Genomic DNA, 13,051 nt, shown 5'->3' on the forward strand with positions numbered 1-13,051 from the left:
ACAGCGCCATGGCGGCCACCACCGACTTCGTCGCGGCCCAGAAGGTCAACCGCCGCAACACGATGGTGCTGCTCGCCGTACTGACGGCGCTGGCGGCCCTGCTCGGCTATCTCATCGGCTGGCTGGTGGAGGCCGAGTCCTCGAACGCCCTGCCGACGGTGAGCGGCGGCGGCATCGCCGCGGCCGGGCTGCTCGCCACGGCGAGCATCGGCTGGAGCGCCGTCTCGCTGGCCTGGGGAGACCGGATGGTGCTGGGCATGGCGAACGCGCGGGAGATCGCCAAGGCCGACGCGCCGCAGCTCTACAACGTGGTCGAGGAGATGTCGCTCGCCGCCGGCGTGCCGATGCCCCGGGTGATGGTTCTGGAGACCGACGCGCTCAATGCCTTCGCCACCGGCACGAAGACCGCGAACGGCACGATCGCAGTGACGCGCGGCCTCCTGGACGGACTCACGCGCGACGAGCTGCAGGGCGTGGTCGCCCACGAGATGGCCCATCTCGCCAACCTCGACACGCGCTACATGGTGGTGGTCGGCGTCACGGTCGGGCTGATCGCCCTGGTCTGCGACGTCACCCTGCGCAACCTGCGCTGGAGCCGGGCCGGCCGCTCCTCCGGCAACGACAGGAAGGGCGGCGGCGCGGCGATCCTGGTGGTCGTGCTGGTCGTGGTCGCCATCCTGGCGCCGATCGCGGCCAAGTTCGTGCAGATGGCCGTGTCGCGACAGCGCGAGTATCTTGCCGACGCCACGTCGGTTCAGTTCACCCGCAATCCCAAGGGGCTGATCTCGGCGCTGGGCAAGCTCGCCGAGAAGGCGGCGCCGTTTCCGGGAGTGAGTCGTGCCACGCAGCATCTCTTCATCGTCAACCCGGTGCAGACCTTCACCGCCAGGTCGTCGGCGCTGCTCGCGACGCACCCGGATATTGCGGATCGCATCGCTCGCCTGCGCCATCTGGGCGCCTAGCCTCGCGGTCCAGGCCTTCGACCTGCAGGGCCATCGCGGCACGCGCGGGCTGGCGCCCGAGAACACGCTGGCCGGCTTCCGGGCGGCCGAGGCGCTGGGCGTAACAACGCTGGAGACCGACCTTGCCGTGACCCGGGACGACGTGCTGGTCATCAGCCACGATCCCGTTCTCAATCCCGACCTGGTGCGGCTCGACGGACAGTGGATCGCCCCGCCCGGACCGCCGATCCGCAGCCTCGGCCTGGCCGAGCTCGAGCGCTACGACGTCGGGCGGGTCAATCCCGCCAGCAAGTACGCCCGCCAGTTTCCCGAGCAGAAGCCGGCGGACGGCGAGCGCTTCCCGACCCTCGAACGGTTCTTCGCCACGGCCCGGCCGGACGTGCGCTTCAACATCGAGATCAAGACCGACCCGACGCGGCCCGCGCTCACGATCGACCCCGAGCGCTTCGCCGCGCTGGCGGTCGACGCCATCCGCAAGGCCGGCGCCGCGCCGCGCAGCACGCTTCAGTCGTTCGACTGGCGCGGCCTGGTGGCGGCCCGCCGGCTGGCGCCCGAGATCCCCACCGGCTGCCTGTCGATCGAGAGCAGCGGCATGGATACGGTCGGCCGCGGCCGCGAGGGCGGCTCGCCCTGGCTGGCGGGGCTCGACCTGGCGGCCCATGGCGGCTCCCTGCCGCGGCTGGCCCAGGCGGCCGGCTGTGCGGTCTGGTCGCCCTTCTGGCGCAACGTCACTGGGGAAACGGTCAAGGAAGCGCACGCGCTCGGCCTCAGGGTGGTGCCCTGGACGGTCAACAGCCCGACCGAGATGGCCCGCCTGATCGACCTCGGCGTCGACGGGCTGATCACCGACTATCCGGACCGCGCGAAGCCGGTGCTGGCCGAGAAGGGCCTGAAACCCCGCTAGACTGGGAGAATCCGGGTTTCGGGGAGCTGTTCAATTGACTCTCTGCGCTCTGTGTTCTGTATACAGAACATGCGTCCCCTGACCTCCGAGCCCGATCTCAGCGAGCGGGTCCACGACGCCCTGCTGGATGCCATCTGCTCGGGCGAGCTCAAGGCCGGCACCCGGCTGACCCAGGAGGACCTCGCGCAGCGCTTCGGCGTCAGCCGCCAGCCCGTCCTGCAGGCCATGATGCTGCTGCGCCGCGAGGGCTTCCTGATCGACGCCGGCCGCAAGGGCGTCTGCGTGGCGCCGCTCGACGTCCAGACCGCGCGCAACCTCTATGTCGTGCGCGGGGCGCTCGACGGGGCGGCGGCACGGCTGGCGGCGGCCCGCTACACGCCGCACCTCGCCCAGCGCGGACGCCAGCTCCTGGATGTCGGCCGCCGCGCCGTCGCGAGCGGCCACATCCCGTCGGTCATCGAGGCCGACATCGACTTCCACCTGTTCGTCTACGAGGCCTCGGGCAATCCACTGATCGGCGAGACGGCCCAGCCGCACTGGCAGCACCTGCGCCGCGTGATGGCGGCCGCGCTCGGCGAGAGCGACTTGCGGGTCAGCGTCTGGGACGAGCACGAGGGCATCCTGCGCGCCCTCGAGGCCGGCCAGGCCGCCGAGGCGGAAGCGCTGTGCCGCGGCCACGCCGAGCAGATGGCCGACATTCTCACGGGGCGCCTGAAAGTCGTGATCTCGCACGCGGCCTGAAGCCGCGGCCAACAACCGGAGGAAACCATGAAGCTGACAGCCGAGCAGCTCGCCCAGTTCGACGAGCAGGGCTACCTGTTCTTTCCCGACTATTTCTCGTCCGACGAGACGGCGATCCTGAAGGCCTCGGTGCCCGAGGTCTTCGCCCAGCGGCGACCGGAGAACGTGCGCGAAAAGACCGGCGACGTGGTGCGCACCGCCTTCGCCGTCCACACCTATCATCCGGTGTTCGAGGCGCTGGTCCACCATCCGCGCTTCGTCGAGCCGGCCGAGCAGCTGCTGCGCGACAAGACCTACATTCACCAGTTCAAGATCAACGGGAAGGCCGCCTTCGACGGCGACGTCTGGCAGTGGCACCAGGACTACGGCACCTGGAAGGCCGACGACGACATGCCCGAGGCGCGCGCCATGAACCTCGCGGTGTTCATGGACGAGGTGAACGAGTTCAACGGCCCGCTCTGGTTCATTCCCAAGAGCCACAAGAAGGGCGCGATCGAGGCCAGCCACGACCTCACGACGACCTCCTATCCGCTGTGGGTGATCGACAACGACACGATCGCCAAGCTCGTCGAGCAGGGCGGCATCGTCGCCCCCAAGGGCGGGCCGGGCTCGGCGATCTTCTTCCATGGCACGCTGGTGCACGGCAGCCCGCCGAACATGTCGCCGTGGGACCGCCAGATCATCTACGTCACCTACAACGCCGTCTCCAACGCCATCCGCCGCTTCAAGCGGCCGGACTACATCGCCCATCGCGATTTCACGCCGATCGATGCGTGGGAGGACGATGCCGTGGCACGGGCCGCGCGGCGCAAGGCGGCGGCGGAATAGCGAAAGACCGGAGGAAACCATGAGTCTCCATCGCATGCTGATGGCGCGCGCCGCCGAGAACCGGCCGCTGCGCATCGGCGTCATCGGCGCCGGCAAATTCGGCTCCATGTACCTGTCGCAGATCCCGACGACGCCCGGCATCCATCTGCTGGGCATCGCCGACCTGTCGCCGGACCGCGCCCGCGAGAACCTGGCGCGGCTGGGCTGGAAGCCGGAGGTGACGGGCGCCGCCTCGTTCGCGGAGGCACGTCAGCACGGCAGCACCCATCTCACCGACGACTGGCGGGCTCTGGTCAGCCATCCCGAGATCGACATCATCGTCGAATCGACCGGCGATCCGATCGCCGCCGTCGAGCACGCGCTCGAGGCCTTCCGCAACGGCAAGAGCGTGGTCATGGTGACGGTCGAGGCCGATGCCTTCTGCGGACCGCTGCTGGCGCGACGTGCGGCGGCGGCCGGCGTGATCTACAGCCTGGCCTATGGCGACCAGCCGGCGCTGATCTGCGAGCTGGTCGACTGGGCGCGCACCTCGGGCTTCGAGGTCACGGCGGCGGGCCGCGGCCACAAGTGGCTGCCGCACTATGCGCAGTCGACGCCGGAGACGGTGTGGAAGTACTGGGGGCTGAACGAGGAGCAGGCCAGGCGCGGCGGCCTGAACCCCAAGATGTTCAACTCCTTCCTCGACGGCTCCAAGCCCGCGATCGAGAGCACCGCGGTGGCCAACGCTACCGGGCTCACGCCGGCGCCGGACGGTCTCGCCTTCCCGCCCTGTTCCGTGGAGGACCTGCCGTTCGTGATGCGGCCGGCCTCCGAGGGCGGCCAGCTCCACCACAAGGGCCAGGTCGAGGTCGCGAGCTCGCTGGAGCGCGACGGCCGCGCCATCCCCTACGAGATCCGCAAGGGCGTGTGGGTCGTGTTCGAGGCGGCGACCGAGTACCAGAAGAACTGCTTCGAGGAGTACATGCTGCAGACCGACCCGTCGGGCCGCTACTCGGTAATGTACAAGCGCTGGCATCTGATCGGGCTGGAGGTCGGCATGTCGGTGGCCTCGATCGGCCTGCGCAAGGAGCCGACCGGCTGCGCCATCGGCTTCCACGCCGACGTCATCGCCACGGCCAAGCGCGACCTCAAGCCCGGCGAAGTGCTGGACGGCGAGGGCGGCTACACGGTCTACGGCAAGCTGTTCCCGGCCGAGAAGTCGACCGGGCTGGGCAGCCTCCCGCTTGGCCTCGCGCACAACGTCAAGCTCCTGAAGCCGATCAAGGCCGGTCAGTCGCTGACCTATGCCGACGTGGCGATGGACGAGAGCCTGACCGCGGTGAAGCTGCGCCGCGAGATGGAGCAGGCCTTCGCGTCGGCCGCGAGCAGGATCGCGGCGCAGTAGAGCCCGTTCATGCTCCTCTCCCCCGATAGGGGGAGAGGAGCATGAAGGGACCGGGAAGATGAGAACTGCGAGCGGTGGTCCGGGCTACGCCGCCGTCATCACGCCGGCGAGCGTGGTGTAGGTCTCCGTCCAGGCGGCCTTCACCTCGGGCGTGAAGTCGGGACCGAGGCCCTTCTCCAGGGTCCACAGCAGGGCCGCGCCGACCGGCGCGTAGTGCTCGGGCTTGACGCCGTAGCCCTTGTGGCGCTCGCCCAGCGCCTTCACCGCGGGCAGGATCGTGTCGAGCCTGGTGAGGCCCGCGACGGCGGTGCCCAGCATGGCCATCAGCTTCTTCTTCTGCTCGGTCATGTCCTGCGGGAACATCGACCGGACCTCGGGCGCGGTCTCGAACAGCCGGTCGTAGAAGAGGTCGGCGGCGGTGCCGGCGATCGGCACGACCTTCCTGAAGCTGGACTGGACGAGTTCGATCTGCTGCGGCGTCATCGGCGGAGTCTCCCGGGGCAACGGTGGAGGCTCCGCAATATTCATGCCGCCTGCTAGAGGACGGGCGCCGCTTCCTTGGGATTGGCCGGGCCGCCCTCGGCCTCCTCGCGCTCCTTTTCCTTCCGGGCTTTCAGGAGCTTGCGCAGGATCATGTTCCGCTTCAGCGCCGAGATATGGTCGATGAACAGGATGCCGTCGAGATGGTCGATCTCGTGCTGCACGCAGGTCGAGAGCAGACCGTCGCACTTCAGCTCCTGCGCCGCGCCGTCACGGTCCAGGTAGCGGACGGTCACCGCCGCCGGCCGGACCACGTCGGAATAGTGCTCGGGCACCGACAGGCAGCCTTCCTCGTAGGTCGCGTCCTCGTCCGACGCCTCGACGATCTCGGGATTGGCCATGAACAGCGGCCCGGTCCTGGTCTCCTCGCGGTCGATGTCGAGGACGATGACGCGCTTCAGCACGCCGACCTGCGGCGCGGCCAGGCCGATGCCGGGCGCGGCGTACATGGTCTCCAGCATGTCGTCCATCAGCCGGCGCACCACATCGTCCACGGCGTCCACCGGCTCGGACTTCTTCTTGAGGCGCGGGTCGGGCGCCGTCAGGATGGGCAAAAGGGCCATGCTGCCTAAATATGCAGGGAAATCAGGCGATTCAAGGCCGTCCGCGCTTCACCATGGTGCCGATCCCGGCCTCGGTGAAGACCTCCAGCAGCAGGCAGTGGGGGATCCGCCCGTCCATGATGACGGCCGCCTCGACGCCTGAATTCACGGCGTCGATGCAGTTCTCGACCTTGGGGATCATGCCGCCGGAGATCGTGCCGTCGGCGATCAGGGCGCGCGCCTGCTCGACCGACATGTCGGGGATGAGCTGGCCGTCCTTGTCGAGGACGCCCGGCACGTCGGTCAGGAACAGCAGGCGCTTGGCCTTCATCGCGCCGGCGATGGCGCCGGCCGAGGTGTCGGCGTTGATGTTGTAGGTGAGCTCGTCGTCGACGCCGAAGCCGATCGGCGCCACGACGGGGATCACGTCGGCGCGGCGAAGCTGATCGAGCACCATGACGTTGATCTTGGCCGGCTCGCCGACCTGCTTCAGGTCGACCTTGAGCAGCTCGCCCGACTTGGGGTCGCGCATCTCGGTCACCTTCCGCGCCAGGATCAGGTTGCCGTCCTTGCCGCAGATGCCGACGGCGATGCCGCCGCACTCGTTGATGTCGGCCACGATCGCCTTGTTGATCGATCCGGCCAGGACCATCTCGACGATCTCCATCGTCGCGGCGTCGGTCACGCGCAGCCCGTTGACGAACTGGCTCTTGATGCCCACCCGCTCCAGCATCTTGTTGATCTGCGGCCCGCCGCCATGGACCACGACCGGGTTCATCCCGACCTGCTTCATCAGGACGATGTCGCGCGCCACGAGGTCGCCCAGCTTGGGGTCGGTCATGGCATGGCCGCCATACTTGACCACGAATGTCGCGTCGTTGTGCCGGCGCATGTACGGCAGGGCCTTGGAGATGGTCTCCGCCATGCGGATGAGCCGCTTCTGTTCCCTGTCGCTCCGAACGGGCTCGGCCATTTCTGCGCGTTCCTCAGTTGGCAAAAGCCCTCTCCCGGGGCGGGAGAGGGCCAAGGCCGCATCTTATAGCAGGCGGGCGGCGGATAGAAGAACGCGGCCGGGCGCGGCAGGATGCCCCGATGTTCGACAGCGAGACCCTGACCGGCCGCGGTTTCGTCGTGGCGCCGGGCCTGCTCGCGCCCGAGGCCTGCCGGGCCGTGGCGGCGCTGTGGCCCGAACCCGAGCGGTTCCGCAGCCACGTCGTGATGCAGCGTCACGGCTTCGGCCAGGGCGATTACCAGTACTTCCGCTATCCCCTGCCCGAGCCAGTGGAACGGCTCCGCCAGAGCCTCTATCCGTCGCTCGCCGCGATCGCCAACCGGTGGAACGAGTCGCTCGGCATCGACCGCCGCTTTCCGCCGACCCTGGCCGGCTGGCTGCGCCAGTGCCATGCCGGCGGCCAGGCGCGGCCGACGCCCCTGCTGCTGCGCTACGGGCCCGGCGACTACAACTGCCTGCACCGCGATCTCTACGGCCCGCTCGTGTTCCCGCTGCAGGCGACCGTGATGCTGAGTGATCCGGGCCGCGACTTCGAGGGCGGCGAGTTCATGCTGGTCGAGCAGCGACCGCGCCAGCAGTCGCGCGGCGAGGTCGTCCCGCTCGGCCAGGGCGACGCCGTCCTGTTCGCCGTCAACGAGCGGCCGGCCCGGGGAAGCCGCGGCTTCCATCGCACCGCCCTGCGCCACGGCGTCTCGGTGGTGCGCAGCGGCCAGCGCTTCACGCTCGGCATCATCTTCCACGACGCCGCCTGACCGTCGGGCGCCCCGCCGGCCGCAAGGCGTTCAGCCTGGCGTAAGCCGGGGCCATTCTTTTGCCCGGATCGCGCAGCATGTCGCCGGACCCGCGCCGCCACCGCGGCGCGCCCACAGGTTCATGGCGCGCGCCCCGGTTAGCCCCTATGTTGCCGCGCCCGGGAAGTGAGAGGTTCATGAGAAAGTCCGTCCTGCTGTGCCTGCTTGCCCTTCCGGGGGGCGCTCTCGCGCAGACGCCGCCGGCCGCGCCGGCGCCCGCCACCCCGCCGCCCGCCGCGCCGCAGTCGAACGCCATCCCGCTGCCGCAATGGTTCGTCGAGATCGACACGGCGAAGAAGGGCGAGGTGTCGCGCGCCGACTTCCTGAAGTACCGCATGAAGTATTTCGAGGATCTCGACGCCAACAAGGACGGCAAGCTGTCGGTCGAGGAGTTCCTGAAGCTGGCCGAGCCGCCCTTTGCCGTCGAGGTGCCGGGCAACCCGCCGCTCGAGGACCGGCGCACGCAGCTGCGGGCCCAGTTCCAGACTCTCGATACCAACCGCAGCGGCTTCATCGACCGGGCGGAGGCCGAGGCGCTGGTCCATGCCGAGTTCAACCAGTACGACACGGACCGCGACAACAATGTCAGCGAGCCCGAGATCCGGCTGATCGTGCAGCGCGCCCTGCAGCGCCAGCAGGTCGAACGCCAGCAGGTCGAGGCTGAGCGCCGCAAGGGACTGATGTCGCTGAACGACCTGATCGACCTGCAACTGCGCGACGCCGACCGGCTCGACAAGAACGGCGACGGCAAGATCAGCCGCGAGGAGTATCTGTCGGTGGCCGGCCCGGCCGACGGGCCGCAGTCGCAGGGCCTGCTGCCCTACGACATCCGCAAGCAGCTCGTCTTGCACAAGTTCGACACGATCGACACCAACCACGACGGCATCATCGACCGGTCCGAGCTCACCGCCTACGCGGTCAAGGAGTTCCTGCAAAGCGACACCAACAAGGACCGCTTCCTCGACCAGGAGGAGGTCAAGAAGTTCCAGGAAACCGAGGCGGCGCGCATGCAGGAGCTGGTGAAGAAGCTGATGCCGGCCGCAGCCGCGCCGCCCAAGCAGGCGCCGCGACCGGCGCCCCCGCAGCCGGCGCGGCCGTCCGGTCCGCCCTCGGGCCTGCCCCAGGGCACCCGGTAGCGACTTACGCTAGGCCGCCGCGACGGCGGCGATCTCGGCGCGCAGCTCGGCGATGCCGAGGCCGGTCCGGCTGCTGGTCGCGAGCGCCTCGGGATGCGCGGCGGCATGATGGCGGGCGACGTCGGATGCCGCCGCCAGCGCGCGGGGAATGTCGCCGGCCTTGAGCTGGTCGGCCTTGGTCAGCACGAGCTGGTAGGACACCGCCGCGCTGTCGAGGTTCTTCATGGTCTCGCGGTCGCTGTCCTTCACGCCGTGGCGGGCGTCGATCAGCAGGCAGACCCGCTTCAGGGTCGGGCGGCCGCGCAGGTAGGCCGAGGCCAGGTCCTGCCAGGCTTCCTTCATCGAGCGTGACACCTGGGCGAAGCCGTAGCCCGGGAGGTCGACCAGGAACAGCCGGCCGGCGAGATCGAAGAAATTGATCTGGCGCGTATGGCCGGGGCTGGACGAGGTTCGGGCCAACGAGTTGCGGCCGGTCAGCGCGTTCACAAGGCTCGACTTCCCCACATTGGAGCGGCCGGCGAAGGCGATCTCGGGCAGGCCGATCGGCGGCAGGGATTCGAGCGACGCCGCGCCCGCTATGAAGGTGCACGGACCGGCGAAGAGCTTGCGCGCCGCCTCGAGTTCGCCCGGCGTGCGGCCGCCGGCGCCGGGGTCCTCCATCAGCCCTTCTTGGCCGGGCCCTTGCCACCCTTGCGCCCGCCGCCGGACCGTTGGGCCGGCTCCGGCGCGGCAGGGACCGTGGCGACGGCGGCCGGCTTGGCCTTGTTGCCGATTGGCGCGCCGTGGCGGCGCATGATCATGTACTGCTGGGCGATCGACAGCGTGTTGCTCCACGCCCAGTAGATCACCAGGCCGGCGGCGAACGGCGCGAGCATGAAGGTGAACAGGATGGGCAGGAACTGGAAGACGCGGGCCTGCACCGGATCGGTCGGCTGCGGGTTCAGCTTCTGCTGCAGGTACATCGTGACGCCCATGATGATGGGCCACAGGCCGATGTTGAAGAAGTGCAGGATCTCCGGCACCTGCCACGGGAACAGGCCGAAGCCCGTCAGGATGGTCAGCGGATCGGGCGCGCTCAGGTCCTTGATCCAGCCGAAGAACGGCTGGTGGCGCATCTCGATGGTCGTGTAGAGCACCTTGTAGAGCGCGAAGAACACCGGGATCTGCAGCAGGATGGGGAGACAGCCCGCCGCCGGGTTCACCTTCTCGCGGCGGTAGAGCTGCATCATCTCCTGGTTCATGCGCTGGCGGTCCTCGCCATAGCGCTCCTTGAGGCGCTCCATCTCGGGCTGCAGCGCCTTCATCTTGCTCATCGCCGCATAGGACTTGTTGGCCAGCGGGAAGAACACTGCCTTGACGATGACGGTCAGCACCAGGATGGCGATGCCGAAATTGCCGATCTGCACGTACAGCCACTCGAGCAGCCAGAACAGCGGCTTGGTGAAGAACCAGAACCAGCCCCAGTCGATGGTGAGGTCGAACTTCTGGATCCCGTACTTCCTCTCGTAGCTGTCGATCACGCGCACGATCTTGGCGCCGGCGAACAGGCGCGCGTCGATCGAGGCGGTCGCGCCCGGCGCGATCGTCTCGGCGGGATCGACGTAGTCGACCTGGTACTTGACGTTCGCGCCCGAGCCGGTCTGGCGCAGGGTGACGTCGACCTTCGCCTTCTGCTCGGGAATGAGGGCCGCCATCCAGTACTTGTCGGTGATGCCGACCCAGCCGCCGGTGGTGGTGATCTTCTGCTGCTTGTTGTCCTTGAAGTCGGAGTAGCTGAATTCCTTGTAGCTGTCGTTGAAGACGCCGTAGGGACCTTCGTGCAGGATGTAGGTGCCCTCGGCCTTGTGCTCGCCGTAGCGGACGATCAGGCTCCAGGGATAGAGCGTCACCGGCTTGTCGGACTTGTTCTCGACGCTCTGCTTCACGTCGAACATGAAGTACTCGTCGAGCCCGATGTCGAGGGCGAAGACCAGGCCCTGGCCATTGTCCCAGGTCAGGCGCACCGGCTTGCCCGGCGTCACGGTGGCCTTGTCCGCGGTCCACAGCGTGTCGGGACCCGGAACCTTGACCGACCCGTCTCCGGCCGACCAGCCGAACTCGGCGTAGTAGGGGTGCGCGGTGTCGACCGGCGACAGGACCGGCACCGGCGGGCTCTTGGGATCGGTGGTCTCGCGGTACTTTACGAGGCGCACATCGTCGATGCGCGCGCCCTTGAGCGCGATCGAACCGACGAGCTCGGACGTGCTGAAGGTGACGCGCGGCGAGCGCGCGAGCGCCTCGTTCAGGCTGACCACCTGGGTCGAGGCCGGCGCCGGCGCACCGCCCGGCTGCACGGCGCCCTGCGGCCCCGGCGTGGCCGAGCCGTTCGCCGGCGTGCCGGCCTTCCCGGGCTGGCCGGTGGCCGTGGTCTGCTGGGCGTCCTGCGGCGGCTTGGGCGGCTGGAAGTAGGCCTGCCAGCCCATGATGATCAGCACCGACAGGACGATCGCGAGGATGAAGTTCTTCTGGTCCATATGATCAGGCTTCAGCCGCGCTCGGCGGCGTCACAGGTGAGTCCGCGGACCGTCCTCGGACCGGGCACGGGATCGAAGCCGGCGCCGCCCCAGGGGCCGCAGCGGCAGAGGCGGCCGGCGGCCAGCAGGCTGCCGCGCAGGCCGCCGTGGCGGCGCACCGCCTCGGCGGCATAGGCCGAGCAGGAGGGCTCGTAGCGGCAGGCGCCGACGAAGAAATAGGCCAGCGTCAGCTGATAGACGCGGATCGCGCCCCGCAGGACACCGGATATCAGCAGAGACATCATGCGGCCCGGAAACTGGCGACTTGGCGGGGCCGACGCAAGACGTTCCGCACGGTCATGGCGTCGCGACGTCCAGCGCCTTCAGGCGGCGCAGGGCCTCGCGCAACTCCCGGCGCAGATCTGCGAAATCGCGGCCGATCGCCGCCTGGCGACCGACCAGCACGTAGTCCAGGTCGGCGCGGGCCTCGCCCGGGATGACCTGGCGGGCCGCCTCGCGCAGACGTCGGCGGACGCGGTTGCGCGTCACGGCGTTGCCGACCTTGCGGCTGACGGTGAATCCGACCCGGATGGCCGGTGCCGACGGCACCCTGGGATCGGCGGGCAGGGGAGCGACCTGGAGCACGAAGCCCGGCATGGCGCAACGACGCCCCGCCTGGACACGCAGGAAGTCACGACGGTTCGGCAGGCGCCCCAGGCGTGGCGCGGCCAACGGGCCCGGCCGGCGGCTAGGCCGAGAGACGCTTGCGGCCGGACCGGCGGCGACTGGCGATGACCTTGCGGCCGCCGACCGTCGCCATCCGCGACCGGAAGCCGTGGCGGCGCTTGCGCACGAGCTTGCTCGGCTGATAGGTGCGTTTCATCACGCAACTCCTTTAAAGACAAGGCCCCCGAACGAAGGGTCGGGGGCGAAAATCCGTGGCGGAGGGTAATAAGCGCGCAGGCGGCCGGAGTCAACGCGGCTAGGATGCGCCATGTCCTTGATCCTCCATGGCTATCGCTACAGCGTGTACCTCCGGATCGTCCGCCTCGTCCTGGCGGAGAAGGGGCTGGCGTACGACCGCGTCGAGGTGAACCCCTTCGAGGCGATCCCGGCGGCATATCTCGCCCTGCATCCGTTCGGCCGCGTCCCGACCCTCGTGCACGACGACTTCGTCCTCTACGAGACCGGGGCCATCACCCGCTACCTCGACCGGTCGTTCGGCGGCCCGCGCCTGCAGCCCGCCGAGCCGCGCGCGCTGGCGCGCCTGGACCAGATCATCGCCATCGTCGATTCGTACGGCTACTGGCCGATGGTGCGCCAGGTCTTCGTCCACGCCGCCTCCCGTCCGGCCACCGGCCGGGAGGGCGACCGCGACGAGATCGCGCGCGGGCTCGAGGGTGCCGGCCGGACGCTGCAGGCCATCGAGGCGCTGGCCGGACCGGGCCCGTTCCTCGTCGGCGACGCGCCGTCGCTGGCCGACTTCCATCTCGCCGCGATGGTCGCCTACTTCACGGCGGCGCCGCAGGGTGCCGAGGCGCTCGGCCGTCACCCGCGCCTCGCCGCCTGGTGGTCCGCGATGCAGCAGCGGCCGAGCCTCGCCGCGACGGATCCCGGAATGCCCGATCGATAGAGCGCTTGCGGGCGCGTTGGAATCGCACACGGGAACCCGGGTCTGGGCGATCCCGGCCGTGCCTCACCGGCATTTGCTTTGAGGTG

At 69.2% G+C, this 13,051-nt stretch carries 16 protein-coding genes; 8 read left to right on the forward strand and 8 right to left on the reverse strand.

Going from position 1 to position 13,051, the window contains the following annotated elements; all coding sequences use genetic code 11:
• Positions 1-8 precede the first annotated feature (8 nt).
• The 5 genes from ACO073_RS04110 (at position 9) to ACO073_RS04130 (ending at position 4,819) form a co-directional block, all read left to right on the forward strand.
• A complete protein-coding gene (locus ACO073_RS04110; protein ID WP_421995547.1) occupies positions 9-962 on the forward strand; it encodes a M48 family metallopeptidase in 954 nt (317 codons plus the stop codon).
• On the forward strand, positions 922-1,866 hold the full coding sequence (locus tag ACO073_RS04115) for a glycerophosphodiester phosphodiesterase (RefSeq protein ID WP_421995549.1): 945 nt from the start codon (positions 922-924) through the stop codon (positions 1,864-1,866). The genes ACO073_RS04110 and ACO073_RS04115 overlap by 41 nt, the downstream gene beginning before the upstream one ends.
• 69 nt (positions 1,867-1,935) lie before the next feature.
• Positions 1,936-2,607 carry a GntR family transcriptional regulator gene (locus ACO073_RS04120; protein ID WP_421995551.1) on the forward strand — a complete coding sequence of 224 codons (672 nt, stop codon included), beginning with the start codon at positions 1,936-1,938 and terminating at the stop codon, positions 2,605-2,607.
• Positions 2,608-2,634: 27 nt separating this feature from the next.
• A complete protein-coding gene (locus ACO073_RS04125) occupies positions 2,635-3,435 on the forward strand; it encodes a phytanoyl-CoA dioxygenase family protein (RefSeq protein ID WP_421995553.1) in 801 nt (266 codons plus the stop codon).
• Positions 3,436-3,454: 19 nt separating this feature from the next.
• A complete protein-coding gene (locus ACO073_RS04130) occupies positions 3,455-4,819 on the forward strand; it encodes an NAD(P)H-dependent oxidoreductase (protein ID WP_421995555.1) in 1,365 nt (454 codons plus the stop codon).
• An 84-nt stretch (positions 4,820-4,903) separates the two neighbouring features.
• Here ACO073_RS04130 and ACO073_RS04135 read toward each other — a convergent pair whose 3' ends face one another.
• Genes ACO073_RS04135 through argB form a run of 3 tightly spaced genes read right to left on the reverse strand, consistent with a single transcriptional unit; the run spans position 4,904 to position 6,874 of the window.
• Positions 4,904-5,302: a globin family protein gene (locus tag ACO073_RS04135; protein ID WP_421995557.1), complete on the reverse strand. Its 399-nt coding sequence runs from the start codon at positions 5,300-5,302 to the stop codon at positions 4,904-4,906.
• 53 nt (positions 5,303-5,355) lie between these two features.
• Positions 5,356-5,922, reverse strand: coding sequence for a peptide deformylase (def, locus tag ACO073_RS04140; RefSeq protein WP_421995559.1), 567 nt, complete (start codon positions 5,920-5,922; stop codon positions 5,356-5,358).
• Positions 5,923-5,953: 31 nt separating this feature from the next.
• Positions 5,954-6,874 carry an acetylglutamate kinase gene (argB, locus tag ACO073_RS04145; RefSeq protein WP_421995561.1) on the reverse strand — a complete coding sequence of 307 codons (921 nt, stop codon included), beginning with the start codon at positions 6,872-6,874 and terminating at the stop codon, positions 5,954-5,956.
• A gap of 119 nt (positions 6,875-6,993) precedes the next feature.
• Here argB and ACO073_RS04150 point away from each other — a divergent pair, with 119 nt between their 5' ends.
• Both ACO073_RS04150 and ACO073_RS04155 read left to right on the forward strand, forming a co-directional pair.
• Positions 6,994-7,665, forward strand: a complete 672-nt coding sequence (locus tag ACO073_RS04150) for a 2OG-Fe(II) oxygenase (RefSeq protein WP_421995563.1) — start codon at positions 6,994-6,996, stop codon at positions 7,663-7,665.
• Positions 7,666-7,841: 176 nt separating this feature from the next.
• Positions 7,842-8,840 (forward strand): EF-hand domain-containing protein, encoded by a 999-nt coding sequence (locus ACO073_RS04155; RefSeq protein ID WP_421995565.1) that lies wholly within the window; start codon positions 7,842-7,844, stop codon positions 8,838-8,840.
• 9 nt (positions 8,841-8,849) lie between these two features.
• Here ACO073_RS04155 and yihA read toward each other — a convergent pair whose 3' ends face one another.
• The 5 genes from yihA to rpmH are packed head-to-tail and all read right to left on the reverse strand — an operon-like array spanning position 8,850 to position 12,215.
• Positions 8,850-9,500, reverse strand: a complete 651-nt coding sequence (gene yihA / locus ACO073_RS04160; protein ID WP_421995567.1) for a ribosome biogenesis GTP-binding protein YihA/YsxC — start codon at positions 9,498-9,500, stop codon at positions 8,850-8,852.
• Positions 9,500-11,353 carry a membrane protein insertase YidC gene (gene yidC, locus ACO073_RS04165; RefSeq protein ID WP_421995569.1) on the reverse strand — a complete coding sequence of 618 codons (1,854 nt, stop codon included), beginning with the start codon at positions 11,351-11,353 and terminating at the stop codon, positions 9,500-9,502. Before yidC ends, yihA begins: the two co-directional genes overlap by 1 nt.
• Before the next feature lie 11 nt (positions 11,354-11,364).
• Positions 11,365-11,637: a membrane protein insertion efficiency factor YidD gene (gene yidD / locus ACO073_RS04170; RefSeq protein ID WP_421995571.1), complete on the reverse strand. Its 273-nt coding sequence runs from the start codon at positions 11,635-11,637 to the stop codon at positions 11,365-11,367.
• Between the two features lie 52 nt (positions 11,638-11,689).
• Complete coding sequence (gene rnpA, locus ACO073_RS04175) at positions 11,690-12,064, reverse strand: ribonuclease P protein component (protein WP_421995573.1); 375 nt, start codon at positions 12,062-12,064, stop codon at positions 11,690-11,692.
• A gap of 16 nt (positions 12,065-12,080) precedes the next feature.
• The gene (gene rpmH / locus ACO073_RS04180; RefSeq protein ID WP_092824441.1) at positions 12,081-12,215 is read right to left on the reverse strand and encodes a 50S ribosomal protein L34; all 135 of its coding nucleotides are present in this window, start codon (positions 12,213-12,215) and stop codon (positions 12,081-12,083) included.
• A gap of 111 nt (positions 12,216-12,326) precedes the next feature.
• Here rpmH and ACO073_RS04185 point away from each other — a divergent pair, with 111 nt between their 5' ends.
• Positions 12,327-12,965: a glutathione S-transferase family protein gene (locus ACO073_RS04185; protein WP_421995576.1), complete on the forward strand. Its 639-nt coding sequence runs from the start codon at positions 12,327-12,329 to the stop codon at positions 12,963-12,965.
• Positions 12,966-13,051: the final 86 nt, after the last annotated feature.

Origin of the sequence: Reyranella sp. (genome assembly GCF_965229815.1) — a bacterium.
In the GTDB taxonomy this organism is placed as follows: Bacteria; Pseudomonadota; Alphaproteobacteria; order Reyranellales; family Reyranellaceae; genus Reyranella.